Here is a 23,489-nt window from a genome sequence, read left to right on the forward strand (position 1 = left end):
GTGCCCCGCTGCCTGCGACAAGGGGCCAAATTGCCCCCAACCGGTCATGCGACCATAGATCAGGCGAGGATTGCGCGCCAGGCAGACATCAGGCCCCAACCCCAACCGCTCCATGACCCCTGGGCGATAACCCTCGATCAGAATGTCCGCTTTCGCAATCAAGGCAAGCACCGTTTCAGTTGCGTCTGGCGAGCGCATATCGATCGCCAATGAACAACGTCCGCGATTCAGCACGTCGAACCGACTGTTATCGATTGACCCGGGATTCACCGGTTTATCGATGCGGATCACTTCCGCCCCCATGTCTGCCAGCAACATCGAGCAAAACGGCGCCGGTCCCAGCCCTGCCATTTCAATGACTTTCAAACCTGCCAACGGTCCCGACATTTGCGCTGTCCCTTCATGATTGATTGCCTGTCTCAAGCCTAAGGACTGAGAGTGTTATCGCAATCGTTCGAATGAACCAAAAACAAACGTCCTGCCCTCCTCCATCCCCCTACGGCACTCACGCAGGAAGTGCACCATCGTTCCTTCGAACCATTCGGCGGGAGTTTGAAGAGAACAAACTGCCCTCGCATGTTCCGACAAGGGCGAGCAACACTGTCTGTTGGCTTACACCCAAATGCGGACGTGGCTGGAGTTCAGCGTTGCCTCTAGAAGTTGATCTTGAACCTTAACATCGCGTCATACCCATGACTGTCGCCGTCGAAACCCTGGCGATAACCCGCCGAAGCGGTGAATGTGGTGCGCCGATTGGCTTGATAGTCCAGACCCAGATTTACTCGCCCCATGTGCCTTGAATGTCTGCCTCGAACGGGACATAACCCGACTCTGAGGAAAACTCGGTCTTCGGTGCCCCTTGAATTCATGCCACACACCAGGACGAATCCACGCGTTGGTGCGCCGCTCGCTCTTGTCCACGCCCTCGGTGTTCCCAGTCCTTGGCGATGCGCACACCGAGCCGGCCGATCAGTGAATCCACGTCCTTGAAACGAATGTTGGCGCCGACATCATCACTGCTGTCCAGATCGACGTAGCTGTAGATGGCCTGCAACTGTGGTTCGACGTATCAGTCTTTGTCGAACTCGTACGGGTATCGACCATCGTCCTGCCGTAGACCAGCGCCAGCGCCGGAATCGCGCCGTACAACGAAACCTCCGGACGAAAATTCGGGAGGTGCGCGGRGACTGGATCGGGATCCGGGGTCGGATCAGGCGTTGGATCCGGAGTAGGGTCAGGCGTCGGATCGGGGTTCGGGTCTGGAGAAACAGGGGGGGCAGGAGGCGTGGGAGCATCCGAACGCAGGAACCAGGTGTCCCTGGCGCTGCCATCCTCGGCACCCTGTTGCAGGCGATACTCATAGGGCCCCGCGACGGCCCGGCTGGCCAGGCGAAACGCGTTGGGGTCACTTGCCCCATCGGTTTTGTTGAGCAACTCGACGACAGCGATGCCGTTGCCCTGAAATGGGCTGAACCGTATCAGCCGGGCGCTGAAAAACGCTGAAAWCTCCTGAACAACGCGCTTTTGAGGTTATGAGTGCGTGTTGCCTGATGGTTCTATCAGCGTATTGCACCTGTTCCACAAGCTTGCATGGCCTCGCTCAGATAGACCTGCGCCCGCTCGAAATCGTAACGTTTCACCGCACCTTCCAGTTGCTGGAAACTGTTTGCAAACGCACCGCGCAGGACGCCCGCATGCGTCGCGAAATAAGGCACGGCCTGCGCGTCAAAGTCACTCAACAGGTCATCCAGGTGGCGGCAAATCTGCTGCAATTCGACTGCGTCGAACGCTATGGGGGCTGCCTCGACCGCACAGGGCAACTTCTCGCGTAATTGCACCAGCAGAGCCTCCAATGGCTCAGTCAAGTTTCCCAGACAGACCTGTAACTCCTCGTGAGGCCGCTTGGCACGCAATGCCTGCTCGAATGCATCTGCCGCCTGCGCGACGGTAGCGGCACCTATGGTCGCTGACATACCCTTGCAGCTATGGGCCAACAGCTCGGCCTTCTCCTGCTTTCCCAACGCCAGCGCTGAGCGCAGTTGCGACAGCAAGGGGCTCTGGCCAGCCAGGTAGCTGCGCAACAAATCCAGATACAGGTTGCGCTTGCCCAGCACTCGGCGCAGCCCGGCAACCACGTCCACGCCAACGAGGTTCAAGTCCCCATCGGTTGAGATATYGGCAATTTGGGTGCCTACAGCCCTATCCACTTGAATAGCGGCAGAAGGCGTTGCGCCGGTAGGCTCGATCCAGCGCAGCAGCGTAAGGAACAGTGCGTCAGGGTCGATCGGTTTGACGACAACATCCACCATGCCTGCATCCGTGCAGCGTTCGCGATCGGCCAGCATGGCGTTGGCGGTCATGGCGACGATGGGCAGATCACGCTTGCCTGGCAAGCCACGAATGGCACGGGTCGCGCTGACGCCATCGAGTACGGGCATGTGCATGTCCATCAGCACCAAGTCGTAGTCGCCCGCTTGCACCTGGCGGATGGCAATCTCCCCATTATCAGCAATATCGACCAGCAATCCGGCATCACGCAGCAGTTCACTCGCCAACTGCTGGTTCAGTGCGTTGTCTTCGACCAAAAGCACCCGAGCACCGGCAATCGCCTCCAGCCTGCGGCTGCTGTACGGGTTGGGGGATTGCGGCTTTTTGTGCGTAACGGACCCGATGCCAACCCGAGCGGTGAACCAGAACGTCGAGCCCTGGCCCAAGACGCTTTCCACGCCAACAGTGCCGCCCATCAATTCGGCCAGTTTCTTGGCAATCGCCAGACCCAGGCCGGTGCCGCCGTATTGGCGGGTCGTCGAGGAGTCCGCTTGCTGGAAACTTTGGAACAGACGCCCCATTTGTTCTTCGGACAGACCGATGCCGGTGTCCTTGACCGCAAAATACAGCAGCGCCTCGGACTCGCTGCGCTCTTGCAGACGAACCACGATGGAGATCGAACCCTGTTCGGTGAACTTGACCGCGTTACCGGCAAAATTGACCAGGACTTGCCCCAGGCGCAGCGGGTCGCCCATCAGCATGGTCGGGACATCGCTGGCCACATCGAGGATCAATTCAAGGTTTTGCTGCACGGCCCGCGTACCGACCAGGTTCACCACGTTGTCGAGCAGCTCCTCAAGGGTAAACTCGGTCTGTTCGACATTCAGCATGCCGGCTTCGATCTTGGAAAAGTCGAGCACGTCATTKATGATCCCCGCCAAATGTTTGCCGGACTGCTGGATCTTGTCGATGTAGTCGCGCTGGCGCGGGTTCAATTCGGTTTTGAGAGCAAGGTAGCTCATGCCGATAATCGCGTTCATCGGCGTGCGAATCTCATGGCTCATGTTGGCCACGAAGTCGCTTTTGTGTTGGTCGGCGATCTGAAGTTGGCGATTCTTTTCCTGGATTTCAATGTAAAGACTACGCAACTGTTCACTGGCCTTGGTCGTCGTATCGATCAGAGTCCTTAACTTATCTGCCATCACCCGCACACGGCCCAGGGCGCTACCGTGAGGCACATCAGGAATCGATACCCCCAGGTTGCCGCCAGCAAGTTCGTTCAATACCCGATTGAGCTCGGCGGGAGCGCCTCCCAACAGCTCGAGGATCTGCCTGCGCCCACAGTAAATCAGCAGGCCGAACTCAGCGATCAGCATCAGCAAAATCGCCACGAACAAGTTCTGCGCGACATTCAGCTTGTTGTTCGCCAGTGTCACTTCCTGCGCGGTGCGCGCATCCACTAACGCAAAGAAATCGTCTATCGGCTCCATGACCCGTGCCTTGAAGACATGGTATTGCGGGCTGTGCAGAAGTGTACGGGCCAAGGCCAGATCGGGTTCGGCATTCACCGTGTAATTGCCTTGGGCATCAGCAAACCGGCCCTTGACCGCGTTTATCGCCTCAATTTCGAGTTGGGCCAGATCGTCAGACTTGGCCTTCGCCTCTTTTAGCTTGCCAAACTCCTCATCCGAAAACCCCGCCTGCTCCATCAGCGTTTGCAACGCTACCGGCTCCCCATCGGGACGAGGTTTCGCATTGCCTCCTGCAACAAAAGTCCAGTAAATACGGTGATAGTCTTGCGGGCGCGGCGCTTTGCCGTTGCGAATATCAATGATCTTCAGGTACTCGCGCTCATACTCCGGGTTCGCCGTCACCACGTAAGTACGTGCCAGGCGCGTCAAACTATCGGAACTGTGACGCAGTTCATCAGCAAGTAGATAAGACTGGTAGCGCTTCTCGCTGATTTCATGCGCATCGTGCGCCGCTTGTTTGATGCCAATGAAGGAATACAGCAGACCTGCGAACGTTGCAGCGATCGCAATCAACACATATTGGATAATTTTCGGGCTGTTGGCAGCTTTCATTTTTAGTGTATTCCTGACGCTGCCACACGGGCGTTCCCTTATCTGCAAGGCAGGGAACAGACCTGTGCCCATCGCCTCTGCCGACAGACCTCAGTAATACACGCCAACGACAGGTCCGCTCTGAAATACGCCCAGTCGCCCCCGCTGGACGCTGAAAAACACTGAAAACTTCTGAACCGCGTCCTTGTAGAGCCATGAGACGACTTGCCGCCCCTACAGTCGCCTCCGCCCTACAGTCCTTTTATCAAAAACGAAACGATGCTCCGTAGGCCGTATCCGGCAAATGATTGGCGCCGTCGGCCCGTAACCGCGAACGGAAGGTCCCGCTCTGTGGCTGAGTCCGATAAAGGCCACGTTTTTGTAGCTCGGGAATGATCAATTCAACGAAATCTTCAAGACTGCCGGGGCTGATCAGTGGATTGAGCATGTAGCCACTGGTACCGGAGATGCGTGCGTGTYCCTCGATTCGCTCGGCCACCTGTTGCGGGGTGCCCACCAGGATCAGGTCGCTGCCTCGGGTGACGTTGGCAAAGCGCTGTTTCACGTCGCCAGCCGTCAACGGTTTGCCACTGCCATCGGGATGCATCACGTAGGAGGTCATGCCTTCGGTGTGGGTCGACAGTGCGTCGCTGTCGGCGTAGCGGCTGATATCAATACCGGTGTCGCCGGCATAACTGACCAGTTGCGCCTGCAAGTGGTAGTTGCTTTGCAGTTCGTCATATTTACGCTGCGCTTCAATCTCGGTTTTGGCGGTGACGATACGCAGCACGGTCAGGGACTTCACATCCTCACGATGACGGCCTCGGGCCAGGGCCTTGGCCCAGATTTCTTCCAGGCCCTGGCGGATTTCGTGTGGGTTGGACTTGGCAATAAAGATCAGCTCGGCGTGCTTGGCCGCAAATTCACGACCGCGCCCCGACCAGCCGGCCTGGATCAATAGCGGTGTGCGTTGCGGCGATGGGGAGGTCAAGTGCGGCCCGGCCACCCGGTAATGTTCACCCGCGTGGTTGATTGGCCGCACCCTATCGCCCCGTGCGTAGCGCTGACCTGCCTTGTCCGCGACCACGGCATCGTCGGCCCAACTGCCTTCCCAGAGCTTGTACACCACATCGAGAAACTCCTCGGCGCGTTCATAGCGGTCATCGTGCTTGATCATCTGCTCCAGGCCGAAGTTGCGAGCGGCGCTGGACAGGTAGGAAGTGACGATATTCCAGCCGACTCGGCCATTGGTGAGGTGATCCAAGGTGCTGAATCGCCGGGCATGGGTAAAAGGATGTTCGTAGCTGGTGGTGACGGTGACGCCAAAGGCCAGGTTTTCCGTCACGGCGGCCAATGCCGGAATGATCATCAACGGATCATTCGCCGGCGCTTCCACAGCCCACTTCATGGCCGCATCGGCATTGCCGCCGAATACATCGTAAAAGCCCAGAACATCGCCAAAAAACAGCATGTCGAGGTGAGCCTGATCGGCAATGCGCGCCAGATTCGACCAGTAGCCCAGAGAATTGATTGCCAGTCGCTCATCAGCCGGGTGCGTCCAGAGGCTTGGCGCACCGCCACAGCCGACACTGGCCTGCTCATAGAGCGCAAACAACAGAGGTTTTGGATCGGACATCGTAGTACCTGTAAAAAGTCATTAAACGGGACGGGTCACCGCTGGTTCTTGAAACCTTTGCCGTAGTGGCGTTCAAGACGGTGCTGTATCAACTCCAATCCAATGGAAAGGAGCCAATAGATGACGGCGGCGGTGGTGAGCATTTCGATATAGCGATAAGAAGATCGCCCATAGGACTGAGCCAGGAACATGACCTCCCACACCCCCATGACCGAAATCAGCGATGAGTCCTTCAGCATTGAGATGAACTGACTGGTTGTCGGGGGAATGATGGTGCGCATGGCTTGCGGCAGGACTACGTGCAGAAACGTCGCCGTCGGCCTTAGACCCAGCGCCATCGCCGCTTGGCGCTGGCCAGGCGCTACCGCCATGATGCCGGCACGAAAAATCTCGCTGAGGTAGGCACCGTAATTGAGCGAGAGCGCAATGATCCCGGCGCTGATGGCGCCAGGAACGACACCCAACTGCGGTAAACCCAGGTAGATCAACAAGATTTGAATCAGTAGCGGAGTGCCGCGAAAAAAAGACGCATAGAAACTGGCAATACCGAAAGCCGGTCGCCTTGGCTGGGTGTGGGTTCAGGGCTGTCATTGGCTGATATCGGCACCGATCCACTTCTGCGAAATTTTGCTTAACGTCCCGTCAGACTTGAGTTGGGTAATGACCTCGGTGACTTTGGCATTCCATTGCGGATCGCCCTTCTCAACCGCCACGACGTTCGGTTCGGCATACAGCGAATCGCCGGCAATTTTGAAGCGGGGATCCTGGGTAATACGTTCGCGGGCAGTGATGAGGTTGGTGACCATGGCGTCAAGGCGCACACCCGTACCCAGTGCCAAGTCCTGGAATGCCACCGTTTCATTGTCGTATGGAGCCACCTGGACATTATCGAACGGGAAACTCAAAGGCTTGTCTTCGGCGCCCTCTATCACCAAATCCTTGTTCAAGTAGGCTTCATAAGTCGACGCGCTGATCACACCGACTTTTTTACCCGACAAGTCTTTGCCCGCCGTGATGTCTTTATCCTTCGCATTCACCACGATCACCGCAGGTGACTGGTAATACTCGACCGGGAAATCGAACACTTCGGCGCGGGCCTTACTTGGGGTCATTGAGCAAACGCAGATGTCATAGCGTCCGCTCCAGTGCCCGGCAGCGATCACATCCCAGGACGGTGTTTCCAACTTGAGTTTCACCCCAAGCCGTTGCGCAACCGCCTTGGCCACATCCACATCAAACCCATCCAGCTGGTTCTGCTCGTTGAGAAAGGAGAACGGTGGGTAGCTTTCCATCAAGACGCCGGTCAACTCGCCGTTTTTCGTCACGCGATCCAGAGTGGTACCTGCGAAAGCTGTCGAGCAGGTAGCCAGTAACGCCAGGCCAAAGGGTAAAAGTGCGGTGGTTTTCAAAGGCAAGTACTCCAATCAATTCACAAAACCTGATTAGATTAAAACGCAATATATAATTAGTTTGTACTTGCTTTATGGAATAAAAGACTCAGTTCGAGCTATAACGGATCCAAGGACTTTTTCGAACGCCGGTCACCCCAAGGGGCGCAACTGCACGCTAAAGTCGCTGCACATCGACACTACTGACTAAGCAGTGGATTCCGCTACCATGTGGGTTATACGAAACCTGAAGCTTTAGCCCTTTGGAGCACCCAATGCCCAGTCGAAAGGACATCGCAGCCGTCAGCGCCACACCGGTGATTCCTGACCAGCGCCGTGAGCTGATTTTGCGGCAACTACGCAAGCACCAGGTGCTGAGCGTTCACCAGTTGATGGAGATGTTCGACTGTTCGCACATGACTGTACGGCGCGATATCGCCCTGCTTGAACAGGAAGGACGCGCCTATTCGGTTACCGGAGGGGTACGTATTGCCAGCCAGTTGCACAGCGAACCCAGCCATCAACTCAAGGCGGTGGTCGAGTTGCCGCAAAAGCAAGCCATGGCGAAGCTCGCTGCCCGACTACTGCGTGCGGATATGACGATTTATCTGGATGCCGGAACTAGCACGCTGGAGATCGTTCCGTATATAAAAGCACTGTCTGGCATGACCGTGGTGACCAACGATTTTGGCGTGGTGCAGTCCTTGCTGGACGCGCCACAGGTGACGGTGATCCACACGGGTGGACAGCTTGATCACTCCAATCATTCCTGTGTCGGCGGGCTCGCCGTTGCTACCTTGCGTCAGGTCGTAACGGACATCGCATTCATCTCCACCAGTTCCTGGGATCTACGTCGCGGCATCACCACGCCTTCTGCGCTGAAGGTCGAAGTCAAGCAAGTGGCGATGCAGTCGGCGTCGCAGGTGGTACTGATTGCCAGTAGCTCAAAGTACGGCACATTCAGCATGTACAAGATCGCGGGGCTTGAGCAGTTCGACATCATCATCAGCGACGATGCCCTGGCTCCGGCTGCTGCAGACGGGATTCGCAAACAGGGTGTCGAATTAGTGTTGCCCGCCGATCAGAAACAGAGCTGAAATCGACATAAAAAAGGCTCCGGTACCAACCGGAGCCTGCCCCGCTGACATTGCCTCCAGGCAACGCAGCGGTAATTGAACATCGAGGGTCAGAGCGCCTTCCAGTCCCGCAACCACTGCAGCCCCGCCGAGGTATCACCCTTCGGGCGGTACTCGCAGCCGACCCAGCCGTCGTATCCCAACCGATCCATCAAGTCAAACAGGTACGGGTAGTTGAGTTCCCCCAGGTTTGGCTCATGACGATCAGGCACACCGGCGATCTGAATGTGGCCGATACCGTCAAAGTCACGACGAAGCTTGGTGGCCAAATCCCCTTCCACGATCTGACAGTGATAGCAGTCGAACTGCACTTTCAGATTGCTGGCGTCGACTTCCTTGCAGATAGCCTGTGCCTGATCCTGACGGTTGAGGAAAAAACCCGGCATGTCTCGTGTATTGATCGGTTCCAGTAACACTGTGATGCCGGCCTGACTCGCCTTGGCCGCCGCGTAGGCGAGATTTTCCAGGTAGACGGCGTGGTGACGCGGGCGGTCGTTTTCCGAGGGCAGCAAGCCGGCCATCACATGGATACGCGTGTTGCCGAGTACCTCGGCGTATTCCAGCGCGCGGTCGAAGCCCTCGCGAAACTCAACCTCGCGGCCGGGTAGCGTCGCAACGCCGCGCTCCCCCGCCGCCCAGTCAYCGGGCGGTGCGTTGAACAGCGCCTGAACCAGACCGTTGTCGCTCAGTCGCTGCTTGAGCTCCTGCGCGCTGTAGTCGTAAGGAAACAGATATTCCACCGCTTCGAAACCGTCGGCCGCCGCCGCCGCGAAGCGATCCAGAAACTGATGTTCCGGGTAAAGCATACTGAGGTTGGCAGCAAAACGAGGCATGTTAGCTCCTTGAAAAATGGGTCAGACGAAAGGCCAGATCAACAGCGTGATGCAAAAGCCGAGCGTTCCAAGCAAGGTAGTGATCACCGTCCAGGTGCGCAAACCATCAGCGACGTTCAGTCCGGCCAGCTTGGTGAAAATCCAGTAACCGGCATCGTTGATGTGCGACATGGCCAACCCGCCACCGCCCATGGCAAGACAGAGCAGTGCCATGTGATTAGGGGTCAGGTTAAGCGTGGCGATCAGTGGGCTGATGATACCCGCTGTGGTGACCAGGGCGACGGTGGTAGAACCCTGCACTGCGCGCAGCAACATGGTCAGTAGAAAACCCAGAGCCAGCACCGGCAACCCGGTAGTACGTAACAGATCAGAAACCACCGCACCTATGCCGGTGTCCACCAGCACCTTGCYGAACACACCACCGGCACCGGCAATCAGGATCACCATGGCTACGCCGGGCAACGCCGAACCGATGACATCGGACACTTGAGTACGGCTCCAGCCACGACGGGTACCGAGTAACCAGGCACACAGCAAAGTGTCCAGCAACAGCGCCACCAATGGTGCACCGAGCACGGTCATCACCGCGCGAAGTGTCGATTCGGGCGGCAACAGCGAGGTGGATAGCGTACCCAGGAGAATCAGGACGATCGGCAACAGGATCAGACTTGAGAGCAGAGCGAAACCGGGTGCCGGTGCGGGCGGAAGTTTGGCCACAATACTGCTGGTGGATTCCTCAAGCCCCATATGAGCCACTGCAGCAGCGGCTCGTTCTGTGTTGGTTGCATTACCGTTGGTCCACGCCAACAGGTCTTCATTGGTCACATGAGGGCCATAGACTTCAGCACGGATATCATCGGTCATTGGATAAAAACGACGCGTCATGCGCCCCGCCACTCGGTAGCCGACGTAGCACAGGAATGCCGTGATCGGCAGGCCGAACATCAGCACTCGACCGAGGTCGGCACCCAATTGACTCGCAGCAGCCACGGCACCCGGATGGGGTGGCAAGAAGGCATGCACGGTGAGCAGCGCCGCACACATCGGCAAGGCAAACATCAGCAGCGGCTTATGCGCTCTACGAGCGACACCATAGGCCAGCGGCATGAGGATGATCACGCCAACCTCGAAGAACACCGGCACACCGATGATAAAACCGGCAACCGTCAGCGCCAGTGGCGTACGGCGATTGCCAAAGCGCTCGATCAARGTCTTTGCCAAGGACTCGGCACCGCCGGACAGCTCGATGATCCGTCCGATCATCGCGCCTAGAGCGATGATGATCGCGATGTGACCGAGGGTCTTGCCCATTCCGCCTTCAATGGTCGCAACCAGATCAGCCGGCTTCACCCCGGCGACCAACGCCACCAGAATACTCACCAGCATCAAGGCCACGAACGGCTGAAACTTGTACTTGAGCACCAGGAACAGCAGGAGCGCAATCCCTACCCCGGCGGTGACCATCAGAAGGAGCGGGCTCATGCCAAAAGCCCTCCACGCCGTACGACGGGTAGCCGGTTGCCACTGAACATATAAGAAGTGCAGTCAGGGTGTGTCATGCAGGTAGGTCCTATTGTTATTGTTTTTCAGGCAAGCCGGTTTCCACAGGAGTCGTACTGCATCTCCCGGGCATAGCCTGCGTTAGCGGTGTATCGGTTGATTCCGGCGGCCTACCAATGGACGCCGAAAGCATCTCGTAACTCGTCCAGAGCGGACTGATCCAGCGGCTCGGGGCGCGGGTTGCTCATCAGCCACAGTCGCGCCGTTTCTTCGAGTTCTTCCAGGGCGTAGCTGGCCTTGGACACCGAGCTTTCCCAGACCACCGGCCCGAGACGTTCGAGCATCACCCCACGCACACTGTTGGCGAGTTGCGCGACTTGCTCGGCCACCTTGGGGGAGCCAGGCCGCTGATAGCCAATCAATGGAATGTGCCCGACCTTCATCACTTGGTAAGGCGTCAGCGGTGGCAGAATGTCATTCGGCTGCCAGACACCGGCCAGGGTCAACGCCACCAAATGAGTGGAATGGGTATGCACCACGCCACCGACCGCCGGATTACGGTCGTAGACCTGACGATGCAGGGCCAACGTCTTGGACGGCTTGTCGCCAGAGACCCACTCCCCCGCCAGGTTGACCTTGGCGATAGCGGTCGGGTCGAGGCGGCCGAGGCAGACATCGGTGGGCGTGATCAGCCAGCCATCGTCGAGACGGGCGCTGATGTTGCCAGCGCTGCCCACGGTATAGCCGCGCTGATAGAGGCTGCGACCCACGTCGCAAATCTCTTCGCGCAGGGCATTTTCATTGCTCATTGCGCACCTCCGGCCAGTTGCTTGAGTGCCTTGTCGAAGAAGTCCCGGCAACCGAAGTTGCCCGATTTGAGTGCCAGCGCCAAAGGCTCATCCGTATTGCTGACGGTCGCTGGTACACCCGGATCGATCTGTGCGCCGATCTGCAGCAGTTGCACCCCCAACGCCTGAACCACGGCGCCTGATGTTTCCCCACCAGCGATCACGAAACGACGCACACCACTTTGGCGCAGCCCATGTGCAATTTCGCCAAAGGCGCGTTCCACCAGACTGCCGGCTTGTTCGACACCCAGTTTCTGTTGCACAGCCTTGACCTCATCCGGCGAACTGGTGGCGTAGATCAGCACGGTCTGTTCATTGTCCTTGGCGAAAGCCAAGGCTTGCGCAACGACCGGTTCGCCGGCAGCCAACGCCAATGGGTCAATCCGCAAGGCAGGCCGACCGGACTCAAGCCACGCTGCAACCTGCCCATTGGTCGCGACAGAGGCACTGCCGGCCAGTACCACTTCGCCACCTGACACTGCAGGCAATGAAGAAGCATCAAAATCCCGTAGTTTGCCGGCACGGCGGAAATTTTCCGGCAGCCCCAAGGCCAAACCTGAACCACCGGTTAGCAGGGGCAGATCGGCACAGGCAGCACCGAGCGTGTAGAGATCCTGATCACACAGCGCATCGGCGATGGCCATGCAGATACCTTGTGCCCGCAGTTCAGCGATCTTTTCCCGCACTTGCTCAGCGCCTTGCGCGACGCTGTCATAGCGCAGCAATCCGACTTTCAGAGTGGTTTGGGACTGCAGGACCCGTACCAGATTGGCATCGGTCATGGGCGTCAGGGGGTGATGCTGCATACCTGACTCGTTGAGCAATTGATCCTGCACAAACAAGTGCCCGCGAAAAATGGTTCGACCGTTTTCCGGGAATGCCGGACAGGCCAGGGTGAAATCACTGTCCAATGCTTTGAGCAACGCCTCGCTGACCGGGCCGATGTTGCCGGCCGCCGTCGAGTCGAAGGTTGAGCAATACTTGAAGAAAATCTGTTCGCAGCCTTGCGCCCGCAACCAGTTCAATGCAGCCAGAGACTCTGCGACGGCATCCGTGCTGGGCGTGGTGCGAGACTTCAGCGCGATAACGATCGCATCTGCATCGAGCCCTGCTGCCACTTCGGCGCCGGGAATACCAATACTCTGCACTGTACGCATACCACCGCGCACCAGCATATTGGCGAGATCCGTGGCGCCGGTGAAGTCGTCGGCGATGCAGCCCAACAAAGGGCGCGCAGTGGAAAGAGTCATGGAGCGGTCCTCAAACAGATTCAGACTTGGCAGTCGGAAGTTCTATGCCTGGGAAAATCTTGATCACTGCCGAGTCATCTTCGCGTCCGAAACCGGCACTGGACGCCTGCATGAACATCTGGTGCGCAGTGGCTGACAAGGGCAACGGGAATTTGCTGGCCCGGGCGGTATCCAGCACCAGCCCCAGATCCTTGACGAATATATCGACGGCGGACAATGGCGTGTAATCAGCCTTGAGAATGTGCGGCACACGGTTCTCAAACATCCATGAATTACCCGCACTGTGGGTGATCACTTCGTACAACGCATCGGCATCGACACCTTCGCGCAACCCCAATGCCATGGCTTCAGCAGAGGCGGCAATGTGCACACCCGCGAGCAACTGGTTAATGATTTTGACCTTGGAGCCCAAGCCATGAACGTCTCCCAGGCGATAGACCTTGCCGGCCATGCCCGCCAGGATTGCGTCTGCTTTGGCATAGGCTGGAGCCGGGCCGGAGGTCATCATGGTCATCTCGCCGGCCGCCGCTTTGGCGGCGCCACCGGAGATTGGCGCATCCAGATACAGCAAACCTTTGTCGGCCAGGCGTTGCCCAAGATCCACGGCATAGGTCGGCGCCACGGTGGCACAGCCAATCACCAGGCTCTCAGGGTGTAACGCCGCAACCGCGCCGCCTTCACCAAACAACACCGTTTCCGTCTGTTCGGCATTGACCACCACCGTAATGATCACATCGCATTCACCCGCCATCTGCGCCGGTGAGGTGCATGCAACACCTCCCTCACTGGCGAACTGTTGCGTGACGGCCTCACGCACGTCACAGGCGTGCACATTGAAGCCGCTGCGCAATAACGAGCGGGCAATGCCCAGTCCCATCGCGCCAAGACCGATAACGCCGACATTTTTATTGTTCATGGGGTGCTCCTGAGAAAAGCAGCGGCTGCATCCGCGCCAGAAAGGCGCAGGGGACTGTCCGCGTTTTTGAGAGGTTAAAGCCGGGATCGATTGTGACTGACGTGTCTGCCCCTTGAATGCGGGGCAGTAAATCGGTGGGCAYCTTATCGAACATCGTCACAATCCTGTTTTGTATTGTTTTCAGGTTGTCATTCGGGTCGAGTAGATAATCCACCAATGAACAGATTGTGTGAAGTGTTTTTTTTGAAATAACATTTTTTAACATCGATAGGGATGCGTGGTCGTACGCTCACCCAAAAAAGATCCTTGCTACCTGGACGATGCTCTCTTCCCGGCAGGGAGAAGGGAGAACATAAAAAACCCCGGCAGGACGGACCTCCGGGGTTTTGCTTTTTCTTCAGGCCAGGCGACGAGCACTCAGATTAATGGGTCGTAAACACCACACCGACCTCCCCGGCATATTTCAACCATGCTGCCTTGAGGCGCTGCACCGTCTCTGGTCGGGCGGCAGCCAGGTCTGTGGTTTCGCCGCGGTCCTGCGCCACATCGAACAATTGCCATTGCGGTGGCTGCGCATCGCCGCCAAACCCTGCTTGCGGGCGGATGCCCAACAGTTTCAGGTTTCCCTCCCGGTAATAAGCATTGCCAAACAGTTCGCCGGCCAAGCCGTCATGACCGTGCGGGCTACCTTCTCCGGCGAGCATTGATCGCATTGATTTACCGGTAATCGGGTGTTTGCTCACGTCAGTTGGCGCCTCGCTCGGCGCCGCGATACCCGCCAGGTCGAGGAAGGTTGGCGCCAGGTCATCAACCCGCGCTATACCGCGTTCCACACCCTGACGACGCAGTGCTTTGGGCAGCTGGATGATCGCCGGTACGCTGATGCCACCTTCGGCCGTGGTGCCTTTGAACAAATGGAACGGCGCGGCGCTGACCTCTGCCCAGCGCAGGCCGTAATCGATTTGGGACCCAGTCTGGCCGAGGTTGGCGTAACTGTTATCGGTGCGCGCGCCGGGCGGATAGAACTGGGCGTGGTTCTCTCCCGCCGCGCCGTTGTCCGACATAAACACGATCAATGTGTTGTCGTACTGGCCGCTCTGGCGCAGGTAATCCACCACTCGGCCTATGTTATGGTCGAGGTTATCGACCATGGCCGCGTAGATTTCCATCTTCCGCGCTTCCGTACGTTGTTGTTCCGGGCTCAGCTGCTGCCAGCCCGGCAGTTTTGGATTCACCGGGAGCGGGTTCGCAGGCTGGGCGTCGTTCGCCATAAGGCCAAGACTTTTCATCCGTTCAATACGCGCCAAGCGAACGCTGTCATACCCCTGATCAAACCGCCCTTTGTACTTATCCAGGTATTCCTTGGGTGCCTGCAGGGGCCAGTGTGGAGAGGTGTAAGCGGCGTAGGCAAAAAACGGCTTGCCGTCCTTTTGACTGTTTTGCAGGTAGCTGATCAGCTTGTCGGTATAAAAGTCCGTGGAGTAGAAATTCTCCGGCACCTGCACCGCTTTGCCGTTTTCACGATAGTGCACCTGCTCGATTTTTGTCGGGTCGATATTCGAGGGTTTGAAGTGCGCAGCGCCGCCCTCCAGCAGGGTAAAAGACTGCTCGAACCCGCGTTGATCCGGCCCCTGATCCGCCTCCAGCCCCAAGTGCCACTTACCGACCATGAGGGTGTTGTAACCGCCCTCCTTCAGCAACTCGGCAATCGAGTAGGCACGTTGATTCAGGTAACCCTCATAACCCGGCTTACCCCGTTGAAACGGCTGCAAGGCTTCCGCCATGGTGCCAAGTCCTGCGAGGTGGTTGTCGGTGCCGGACATCAGCATGGAGCGCGTGATCGAACAGGTGGGTGCAGCGTACATGCTGGTGAACTGCAAGCCTTGATGGGCGAGCTCATCCAGCGTAGGTGTATTGATTTCGCCGCCAAAACTACCCAGGTCGGAATAACCCAGGTCGTCGGCCAGTATCAGTAAAATATTGGGTTGCTTTACATCAGCACTGGCCGCCATGGCCAGGCTGCTACTGAGTGTCAGTGCRCCAAACAGTAACGTCAGGGGCATGCGCAAAAGAGGCATGTCTTTCTCTCTTATTGTGTTTGATCGACGACCATGGGTTTTGATACGCGCCCGGCGCGGTGCTTATTCTTCGAATATCGCCACTGCGCGAACAAACCCAGCCGACGCGTGCTTGATCTTGTAGGGGAAACACGACACCACGAATCCGCTGGCCGGCAGCGCTTCAAGGTTGGCGAGCTTTTCCATTTGTCCATAGCCGATGTCGCGCCCGGCTTTGTGGCCTTCCCAAATAATCGAGGCATCACCGTCAGCGGCAAAACGCTCGCGGGTGTACTTGAACGGTGCGTCCCAACTCCAGGCATCGGTGCCGACGACACGCACACCGCGCTCCAGCAGATACAAAGTGGCTTCACGGCCAATTCCGACACCGGCATCGAGGTAACCCGGTTGACCAAATATCGCGCCGGCACGGGTGTTGATCAGCACGATGTCCAGCGGCTGCAACTCATGACCAATTCGCGTCAGCTCGGCTTCGATTTCATCGGCGGTCACCACGTGCCCGTCCGCCATGTGCCGAAAGTCCAGCTTCACCCCCGGTTGCAGGCACCAATCCAGCGGCAACTCGTCAATGCCAAATGCAGGCTGACCGCCATCAGTGGTCGAGGCGTAATGCCAGGGCGCATCCATGTGCGTTCCGCTGTGGGTGGTGATGTGCAGCCGTTCGGCAGCCCAGGATTCATTCCCCGGCATCTGATCAAGTTGCAACCCCGGGAACATTGCCGCCATCTCCGGCCAGCCTTGCTGGTGATCCATGTAATCAATCTTCGGCAACAACGGAGGTGGGTCCGTGTAGGGGTTGTTGTCGAGGGTGACCGAGAGGTCCACAAGACGACGTTTAGGCTTGATTGGCTGCGACATGAATCGTGTCTCCAGTGAGCGAGAAGTGGCGTGGGGTGGCGGGGTTCAGGGAGTTGCGGATCAGCGTGGCAGCGTTGCCGTCATGGCTGAAACCGGCGGCACGCGCCAGCGGGGTTTTCAGTGGCGGCATGCGCCCGAACAGCGCTTCCAGCTGGATGTCGGCGTCATAGCTGATCAGGCTGCGACGTTCCTGGCCATAAGTCGCCGCCAATGCGTCAACCACCTGGGCAATCGACAGATGCAGCACCGGCAACTGCCATACACGTTGCGACCCCCATTCGCTGCCATTGAACTCGGCAGCGTGAATCAGGTTGTTCACACAGCAGCGCGCCGACATCCACCACGCCGTTGCCTGTGCAGAGACCGGACAACGGTAGGACTCGCCATCGGCAAATGCCCGCAACAAATCGCTCATGAATGCCGAGCGCAAGCCATTGGGTTCGCGCGGACGGGCAACGATGCCCGGCAGGCGCAGCGCACGCCCGTCCACTTCCCCACGCCGGCCCAGGTCGACAACGGCGCTCTCGACCATGGCTTTGTGCGTGCCATAAGACAATTGCGGCCGCAGTTCAGCCTGCTCGTTCATTTTCGCCGGCAAATGGCCGCCGTACACCGCCACACTGCTGGCATACACCAGCACCGGCGGCAACGCTTTATTGCGCAGTTGGTTAAGCAATTCCAGGCTGGCCAACAGGTTGACCTGATAACCCAGTTCGTACTGCTCTTCGGCTGCACCACCGGGAATACTGACCAGATGGAACACGACATCGATGCCGTCAGCCAACACCCGGCGCATCAAAGCGACATCGGTAATGCTGCCATGATGACGGCGCAAACGCGGGTCCTCCGGCAAGCCTTGCAGGTCGGTATCCAGCACCAGCAATGAGTCGATGACCCGACTACGCAAGCTACCCCGCGCCAGCAGGTAACGCACCAATTCACGCCCCACAAAACCATTGGCACCGGTAATCAATACTCGCATGTGCCGCTCCTCAGTCCTGAGCCTGAACCACACGTTGATCGATTGCACCGAACAACGACTGGCCGTCGCTACCCTGAACATCTATGTGCACACGGTCACCAAAGCGCATGAAGCCGGTTTGCGCGGCACCCTGCGCGATCATTTCAATCGCTCGACGCTCGGCGATGCAGGCCGAACCCACATTGCGTTCGGCATTGGAGACCGTGCCGGAGCCAATCAACGTGCCCGCGCCCAACCTGCGAGTCAGAGCAGCATGGGCGATCAACTGGCCAAAACTGAAGTTCATCTGCCCGCCGTGCGGATGACCAAACCATTGGCCATTCCAGTGCACCTGCAAGGGCAAATGCACGCGTCCGTCACGCCAGGCATCACCCAGTTCGTCCGGCGTGATTGCCAGGGGGGCGAAGCTGGATGAGGGTTTGGCCTGCAAAAATCCAAAGCCTGTGTTCATTTCCCGCGGGGCCAGGGCGCGCAAACTGACGTCGTTGATTTGCAGAATCAACTTGATGTGTTGCAGCGCCTGTTCGGCGGCGCACCCCATGGGTACGTCATCCACCAGCACCACAAACTCGCCTTCAAAGTCGATGCCCTGGCTCTCGCTTGGCAGCGCGATATCGTCACGCCCACCAATGAAATCGTCGCCGGCCCCCTGGTACATCAGCGGCGTGTGTTCGACGCCGTCAATGGGATCAAGGTTGAACGCTTTCTGCATCAGCGCACCATGGCTGAGGAATGCCGAGCCGTCGCACCACTGATAGGCACGCGGCAATGGCGCCATGGCCTGAGCGGGATCAAAGGCAAAGGCATCCGCCGCTTCGCCCGCATTCAGTGTGCTGGCGAGTGCCTGCAAACGCGGCTCCACGCCACTCCAGTTCTCAATCGCCTGTTGCAAGGTGGGCGCGACGGAACCGGCATCCACTGCCCACGCCAGATCCCGCGACACCACCACGAGCCTGCCATCACGACTACCATTTTTCAGGGTGGCGAGTTTCATACGGATGCTCCTTGTTCACGGTTCAACTCGGCAGCGAAGCGCCCGTCGAGAAGGATGAAGACCATGCGCGCCATCGCGTCGGTGCGGTTGCTCCAGGCGTGGTTGGTGCCGCGTTGCACCACCACGTCGCCGCGTTTGAGGTGCACTTCTTCCTCATCCAGCACCAGCCACACTTCACCCTCAGTGACGATTCCGTAGTCGAGGGTTTCAGTGCGGTGCATCAACTTATGCCGGGTACTGCCCTGCCCGGTACCCGCGTGGGCCTGGCCAATTTCAGCGAATACCGATGCGGCGTTTTCATCGCTGACCTTGTTCTGAATGCTGTCCGGCGGAATGTCCACCACACGAATGACGCTGCCCTGCGGTCCGGGGCTGAGTTGCAGAGGTTTGCTGCTCGGGTCACTGTTGTTGTCGAGTGATGCCGGGCTGGTGCTGCTGTTCCACAGTTCATGAAACACCGTGCCCGGTACGGACGACAACGGGAACACATTGGGCGTCGGCCCGTTGCTGGCGACGATGGCCTGGCCCTGCTGATCGTGACCGGTGACCACTCGTTTGAATTCAGGAAGCGCTTGCATGGAGAATCCTCGTTCAGTTTCCGTCGCCGATGGTGGTGCCACCGACAACAATGTTCGCGTCGTCCAACAGTCCGCCGAGCCGGGGCACGGCCAGACACAACACCGCCACTAACAGTTGCACCCCGCCCACAATGGCCAAGGCACGCGGCAGCGCCGTGGCGGCTCCTTGGGTCATGCCCAGAATCACCAGAGGGCTGATAAATTCACCGGCGAAGATGGCGGCGGTAAAACACCCCGCCGCCCGCCCGCGTTGATGGAAATTGACTTGAGCCATGATCCAGGTGATCAGTGTCGGCAGCATCAAGCCAATGCCAAGGCCGTTGATCGTCACAGCGACCACGACTTGCACATGGCTTAAGGCGTCAGACATCAACAATCCGCCGATGCCCGCCAGTACATAGGCGATCAGCAGCATGTGCTGCCCGCGCATCCCGCTGAACAATCGAAAACTCAGTGCACCGACGAGCACGCCCAGTTGATTGGCGCCCATAGTCATACCGATTTGTTGCGGGGCATCCACCTGCAGCAGGTTGAGGAGATAACCGACCTGCACCGGCACGATAAACAGGCTCAAACCTGCCAACAGCGCGAGCACGTACATGGGTGTGAGCGCGCGCCATGGGAATTTGCCTGTCGGCACCGCCTGTGTTGCTTGCTCAGGCTGTGGGCGAGCCTGCGGCTCCCACAACTGCCAGGCCATCAGCGGCAGGAAAATCAAACCCACCGCGTACAGCGCGAACGGCGTACGCCAGTCGTTTTGCCCAAGGAAGCCACCCAGCGCGATAAAAACCGCAGCGGACAACGAGGTGGCGACCATCTGCAGGGCAAACAACCGTTCACGTTTGGCGCCGCTGTAATAGTCGCCCATCAGCGTGGTGCAGCAGGTCATGATGCCCGCCTCGGCCAATCCGATACCCGCACGACTGAGCACGATCGCCTGCAGCGAGTCGAGCCAAAGCGGCAGCACGCCACAGAGGACGTACAGCAACATACTGGCGAGCAACAATGGCTTGCGCCCCAGCCGATCGGCGATCAGCCCGGCGAACGGCGCGAGCATCGCAATCACCAATGCCGGCAGGGTCAACACGATGGGGACCAGCACGGCGCTGCCGGCCACATCGGCAAAGTGCGCCTGCATCCGTGGCAACACCGGGGCCAGCAATACGGCGCCCAGCACCGGCAAACAGCTTCCCAACAGCAACAACAGCGACTGCGGCAACCCGGCTTGTCGGGTGGGGTTTTCTACGAAGGAATTAGCGACCATGGCAGTGATCCTTGATGCGCAGGTGGTGAACGTTCGCAACAACCGCCGTGTCAGCTCCCGCCACGTTGGTTGCACTCACCGGTACAACCGCTCCCGCCGCAGCGCTGCGTACGGGTAACAGGAAGTACGCCAATGCCGGCAACAACACCAAGGCACCGACCATGTTCCAGATGAACATGAAGGCCAGCAGCACCCCCATGTCTGCCTGGAATTTGATAGGCGAGAACGTCCAGGTCGCCACGCCGATGGCCAGGGTAATACCGGTCAGCATCACCACCTTGCCGGTGGACACCAGCGCGCGGTAATACGCTTCAGACAGGCTCGCCCCCTGGCGCAAATGCCCCAGCAGAATGCTCATCACGTACAACGCATAGTCGACACCAATACCGACACCCAAGGCGATGACCGGCAGCGTGGCGACTTTGACCCCCATGTTCAGCCAGACCATCAACGCTTCGCAGAGAATGGACGTCAGCATCAGCGGAATGACCGCGCAGAGCGTTGCGCGCCAGGAACGGAAGGTGATCAGGCACAGCACAATTACCGCGCCGTAGACCCAGACGAGCATCTCGCGGTTGGCTTGTTTGACCACGATATTGGTCGCCGCTTCGATACCAGCGTTACCGGCCGCCAGCAGGAACTGCACCTCATCGGTATTATTCTCGGCGGCAAATTTTTCCACGTGATCGACCAGGCGGGTCAGCGTCTCGGCCTTGTGGTCGGTGAGGTAGGCGTACAGGGTCAACAGGCTGCAGTCTTCGTTGTACAACCCACGCGGCGCACTGGCGGTGATCATGTTGAGCATCGCCTGGTTGTTCTGTAGCTCGTACCACTTCGGGTTGCCTTCACTGAGCCCGACCAGCATGCGACGGTTCAGCAACGCCAGCGAGTTGGTCGAATCCACACCCGGCAAAGCGCGTAGTTGCCAGTCCAGGGCGTCGACCTTGGCGAGGATGTCGTAGCGCGCACAACTGCTGGCCGGCGTTTTCACCATGACTGCAAACAGGTCACTACTGGCGCCGTAGTGACGAGTCAGAAAAGCATCGTCCTGGTTGTAGCGCGAGTCCGCACGCAGCTCCGGCGCACCGGCGTCGAGGTCGCCGATTTTCAGTTGCAGGCTCACGAGGAAGCCGACTGCCGCCAACGCGAGGCTGATGGCGATGCACAGGCTGGCCCAGCGACGATGGGTGAACAAGTCAAGAAAGCGCCAGAACCCATGGCGCACCTGACCGGATTGTTCGGCCTGCTCGCTCTTGAGGCTCAGTTGTGCCGCACGGGGAGAAACGCCGACATACGAGAGCAACACTGGCAGCAGAATCAGGTTGGTGAAGATCAGCACCGCGACGCCAATGCTGGCGATCACTGCGAGGTCCTGGATGACCTGGATCTTGATCAGCATCAGCACCGCAAAACCCACGGCATCACACAGCAGCGCCGTCAGCCCGGCAAGAAACAACCGGCGAAAGGTAAAGCGCGCAGCCACCACCCGGTGCATGCCACGGCCGATGTCTTGCATGATGCCGTTCATCTTCTGCGCGCCGTGGCTCATGCCAATGGCAAACACCAGAAACGGCACCAGCACTGAATACGGGTCCAGTTGATAGTCCAGCAAGGGCAGCAGACCGAGTTGCCAGACCACCGCGACCAGCGAGCACAACACCACCAGCACCGTACTGCGAAGGCAACGGGTGTACCAGAACAGGACGGCAGTGGTGATCAGGATCGCGACGGCAAAGAACAGCAGAATCTGTTTCAGGCCGGCAATCAGGTCGCCGACTTTTTTCGCGAAACCGGTAATGTGAATGTCGATTTTTGCACTTTGATGGGTACTGCGCAGCGTTTCCAGCTGTTCGGACAGGACCGCGTAATCAAGCGCCTTACCGYCAGAGGTGGTTGCCAGCAACGGCACGTAAATGATGCTGGAAGTCTGGTCGAACGCCACCAACTGACCGAGTTCGTTGGAACGTTGCACATTGCGGCGTAGCGCATCGAGGTTGGCTGCGGTGCCGCTGTAGTCATCGGGAATCACCGGACCGCCATCAAGGCCGTCTTCGGTCACCGCGACCCAGCGGGTGGCGGGTGTCCATAGCGACTTCATGTAAGCCCGGTCGACCCCCGGCAGCAGGTAGAGTTGGTCACTCATGGCCTGCAGGGTTTTCAGGTACTCGGCGTCGTAGATGCTGCCTTGTCGGTTGGCCACCACAATGCGCAGGGCATTGCCTAAACCGGTGAGCTGTTTCTGGTGCTCAAGGTAGTTGGCAATGTACGGCTGTTGTGTGGGGATCATCTTTTCGAAACTGGCATTGAGCTCGATGCGGGTGGCTTGATAACCCAGGACCAGGGTTGTCAGCACACACACCAGCAGCACCCACAGACGATGATTGAACAGCGTGCGTTCCACCACCGAACCGGAGCGTGGATCGAAATTCGCCAGGCTTTGCGTGGCGTTGTCGAAAGACTTCATAACCTCACTCCGAAGCGGTAGCGATTGACGGCGAAACGCGCGTCAACCCAGTGAAACCCGCCAGCGTCAGGCTGCCATCGGCGGCCTGAATAACACTGGACACGGGCTTGCCGAGCGGTTTGCCATAGGGTTGGAGCAACGCATCGGGTTGGCTGTTGGTGCGAAACAAGGCGCCGGTTTGATTCACCAGCAGTAACTGGCCGTCATCCGTGCGGATTGCATCGCTGAACGACACCGGCATCGACACGGGCACTGGCTGGAAGCTCTCGCCCAGGTCGCGGGAGGAAAACGCATTGCCTTTCAGACCGGCCACCAGCAAGGTGCCGTCATCGCGCATTTGCAGGGTGAAAAAGCTGCCCGTGTAGGGGCTTTCCAGCTGAGTGAAGGACTTGCCGGCATCGTCCGAGCGAGCGAGATAACCCTGCTCTCCGAC

21 protein-coding genes and 1 pseudogene are annotated in these 23,489 nt (G+C 58.5%); 1 reads left to right on the forward strand and 21 read right to left on the reverse strand.

All coding sequences use genetic code 11. From position 1 onward, the window contains the following. The 8 genes and pseudogenes from AC1DSG_RS15695 to AC1DSG_RS15730 form a co-directional block, all read right to left on the reverse strand. Nucleotides 1–387, reverse strand: a 387-nt coding sequence (locus AC1DSG_RS15695; RefSeq protein ID WP_477791698.1) for a CoA transferase, incomplete at its 3' end; no start/stop codon positions are given. Nucleotides 388–653: 266 nt separating this feature from the next. Next, the gene (locus AC1DSG_RS15700) at nucleotides 654–791 is read right to left on the reverse strand and encodes a hypothetical protein (protein ID WP_477791699.1); all 138 of its coding nucleotides are present in this window, start codon (nucleotides 789–791) and stop codon (nucleotides 654–656) included. Between the two features lie 74 nt (nucleotides 792–865). Further along, nucleotides 866–1,054 (reverse strand): hypothetical protein, encoded by a 189-nt coding sequence (locus AC1DSG_RS15705; protein WP_477791700.1) that lies wholly within the window; start codon nucleotides 1,052–1,054, stop codon nucleotides 866–868. After that, on the reverse strand, nucleotides 970–1,434 hold the full coding sequence (locus AC1DSG_RS15710) for an autotransporter outer membrane beta-barrel domain-containing protein (RefSeq protein ID WP_477791701.1): 465 nt from the start codon (nucleotides 1,432–1,434) through the stop codon (nucleotides 970–972). The genes AC1DSG_RS15705 and AC1DSG_RS15710 overlap by 85 nt, the downstream gene beginning before the upstream one ends. 125 nt (nucleotides 1,435–1,559) lie before the next feature. Further along, nucleotides 1,560–4,352 (reverse strand): hybrid sensor histidine kinase/response regulator, encoded by a 2,793-nt coding sequence (locus tag AC1DSG_RS15715; protein WP_477791702.1) that lies wholly within the window; start codon nucleotides 4,350–4,352, stop codon nucleotides 1,560–1,562. A 244-nt stretch (nucleotides 4,353–4,596) separates the two neighbouring features. Beyond that, nucleotides 4,597–5,967 carry an LLM class flavin-dependent oxidoreductase gene (locus AC1DSG_RS15720; protein ID WP_477791703.1) on the reverse strand — a complete coding sequence of 457 codons (1,371 nt, stop codon included), beginning with the start codon at nucleotides 5,965–5,967 and terminating at the stop codon, nucleotides 4,597–4,599. Nucleotides 5,968–6,002: 35 nt separating this feature from the next. Further along, nucleotides 6,003–6,521 (reverse strand): annotated as a pseudogene (locus tag AC1DSG_RS15725) (amino acid ABC transporter permease); the annotation flags it as partial. Nucleotides 6,522–6,554: 33 nt separating this feature from the next. Beyond that, nucleotides 6,555–7,376, reverse strand: coding sequence for an ABC transporter substrate-binding protein (locus AC1DSG_RS15730; protein WP_477791704.1), 822 nt, complete (start codon nucleotides 7,374–7,376; stop codon nucleotides 6,555–6,557). Nucleotides 7,377–7,630: 254 nt separating this feature from the next. Between AC1DSG_RS15730 and AC1DSG_RS15735 the strand changes: the two genes are divergently transcribed. Then, entirely contained in the window at nucleotides 7,631–8,452 is an 822-nt protein-coding gene (locus AC1DSG_RS15735) for a DeoR/GlpR family DNA-binding transcription regulator (protein WP_477791705.1), read from the forward strand. Between the two features lie 89 nt (nucleotides 8,453–8,541). Here AC1DSG_RS15735 and otnI read toward each other — a convergent pair whose 3' ends face one another. The 13 genes from otnI to AC1DSG_RS15800 form a co-directional block, all read right to left on the reverse strand. After that, a complete protein-coding gene (gene otnI / locus AC1DSG_RS15740; RefSeq protein ID WP_477791706.1) occupies nucleotides 8,542–9,324 on the reverse strand; it encodes a 2-oxo-tetronate isomerase in 783 nt (260 codons plus the stop codon). 21 nt (nucleotides 9,325–9,345) lie between these two features. Beyond that, the gene (locus AC1DSG_RS15745) at nucleotides 9,346–10,806 is read right to left on the reverse strand and encodes a GntT/GntP/DsdX family permease (protein ID WP_477791707.1); all 1,461 of its coding nucleotides are present in this window, start codon (nucleotides 10,804–10,806) and stop codon (nucleotides 9,346–9,348) included. 188 nt (nucleotides 10,807–10,994) lie between these two features. Next, a complete protein-coding gene (gene otnC, locus AC1DSG_RS15750) occupies nucleotides 10,995–11,633 on the reverse strand; it encodes a 3-oxo-tetronate 4-phosphate decarboxylase (RefSeq protein ID WP_477791708.1) in 639 nt (212 codons plus the stop codon). After that, nucleotides 11,630–12,922 (reverse strand): 3-oxo-tetronate kinase, encoded by a 1,293-nt coding sequence (otnK, locus tag AC1DSG_RS15755; protein WP_477791709.1) that lies wholly within the window; start codon nucleotides 12,920–12,922, stop codon nucleotides 11,630–11,632. Before otnK ends, otnC begins: the two co-directional genes overlap by 4 nt. A 10-nt stretch (nucleotides 12,923–12,932) precedes the next feature. Continuing rightward, entirely contained in the window at nucleotides 12,933–13,985 is a 1,053-nt protein-coding gene (gene ltnD, locus AC1DSG_RS15760) for an L-threonate dehydrogenase (protein ID WP_477791718.1), read from the reverse strand. A 275-nt stretch (nucleotides 13,986–14,260) separates the two neighbouring features. Next, entirely contained in the window at nucleotides 14,261–15,916 is a 1,656-nt protein-coding gene (locus AC1DSG_RS15765) for an arylsulfatase (RefSeq protein ID WP_477791710.1), read from the reverse strand. Nucleotides 15,917–15,979: 63 nt separating this feature from the next. Beyond that, nucleotides 15,980–16,774, reverse strand: a complete 795-nt coding sequence (locus tag AC1DSG_RS15770) for a cyclase family protein (protein WP_477791711.1) — start codon at nucleotides 16,772–16,774, stop codon at nucleotides 15,980–15,982. Continuing rightward, the gene (locus AC1DSG_RS15775; RefSeq protein ID WP_477791712.1) at nucleotides 16,752–17,756 is read right to left on the reverse strand and encodes an NAD-dependent epimerase/dehydratase family protein; all 1,005 of its coding nucleotides are present in this window, start codon (nucleotides 17,754–17,756) and stop codon (nucleotides 16,752–16,754) included. The genes AC1DSG_RS15770 and AC1DSG_RS15775 overlap by 23 nt, the downstream gene beginning before the upstream one ends. Before the next feature lie 10 nt (nucleotides 17,757–17,766). Then, nucleotides 17,767–18,750 (reverse strand): fumarylacetoacetate hydrolase family protein, encoded by a 984-nt coding sequence (locus AC1DSG_RS15780; protein WP_477791713.1) that lies wholly within the window; start codon nucleotides 18,748–18,750, stop codon nucleotides 17,767–17,769. Beyond that, nucleotides 18,747–19,328, reverse strand: a complete 582-nt coding sequence (locus tag AC1DSG_RS15785) for a cupin domain-containing protein (RefSeq protein WP_477791714.1) — start codon at nucleotides 19,326–19,328, stop codon at nucleotides 18,747–18,749. Before AC1DSG_RS15785 ends, AC1DSG_RS15780 begins: the two co-directional genes overlap by 4 nt. 13 nt (nucleotides 19,329–19,341) lie before the next feature. Then, nucleotides 19,342–20,592 carry an MFS transporter gene (locus AC1DSG_RS15790; protein WP_477791715.1) on the reverse strand — a complete coding sequence of 417 codons (1,251 nt, stop codon included), beginning with the start codon at nucleotides 20,590–20,592 and terminating at the stop codon, nucleotides 19,342–19,344. Beyond that, complete coding sequence (locus AC1DSG_RS15795; protein ID WP_477791716.1) at nucleotides 20,582–23,056, reverse strand: efflux RND transporter permease subunit; 2,475 nt, start codon at nucleotides 23,054–23,056, stop codon at nucleotides 20,582–20,584. Before AC1DSG_RS15795 ends, AC1DSG_RS15790 begins: the two co-directional genes overlap by 11 nt. Before the next feature lie 4 nt (nucleotides 23,057–23,060). Further along, nucleotides 23,061–23,489 (reverse strand): WD40/YVTN/BNR-like repeat-containing protein (locus AC1DSG_RS15800; protein ID WP_477791717.1); only part of this gene is annotated, 429 nt, incomplete at its 5' end.

Source organism: Pseudomonas sp. P5_A12, from assembly GCF_056400685.1.

What these genes read in the sequence shown, in the direction of transcription:
- AC1DSG_RS15700 (WP_477791699.1), bottom strand. Translation starts at nt 791, where the DNA reads ATGGGGCGAGTAAATCTGGGTCTGGACTATCAAGCCAATCGGCGCACC.
- AC1DSG_RS15735 (WP_477791705.1), top strand. Translation starts at nt 7,631, where the DNA reads ATGCCCAGTCGAAAGGACATCGCAGCCGTCAGCGCCACACCGGTGATT.
- otnC (WP_477791708.1), bottom strand. Translation starts at nt 11,633, where the DNA reads ATGAGCAATGAAAATGCCCTGCGCGAAGAGATTTGCGACGTGGGTCGC.
- otnK (WP_477791709.1), bottom strand. Translation starts at nt 12,922, where the DNA reads ATGACTCTTTCCACTGCGCGCCCTTTGTTGGGCTGCATCGCCGACGAC.
- AC1DSG_RS15770 (WP_477791711.1), bottom strand. Translation starts at nt 16,774, where the DNA reads ATGTCGCAGCCAATCAAGCCTAAACGTCGTCTTGTGGACCTCTCGGTC.
- AC1DSG_RS15775 (WP_477791712.1), bottom strand. Translation starts at nt 17,756, where the DNA reads ATGCGAGTATTGATTACCGGTGCCAATGGTTTTGTGGGGCGTGAATTG.
- AC1DSG_RS15780 (WP_477791713.1), bottom strand. Translation starts at nt 18,750, where the DNA reads ATGAAACTCGCCACCCTGAAAAATGGTAGTCGTGATGGCAGGCTCGTG.
- AC1DSG_RS15785 (WP_477791714.1), bottom strand. Translation starts at nt 19,328, where the DNA reads ATGCAAGCGCTTCCTGAATTCAAACGAGTGGTCACCGGTCACGATCAG.
- AC1DSG_RS15790 (WP_477791715.1), bottom strand. Translation starts at nt 20,592, where the DNA reads ATGGTCGCTAATTCCTTCGTAGAAAACCCCACCCGACAAGCCGGGTTG.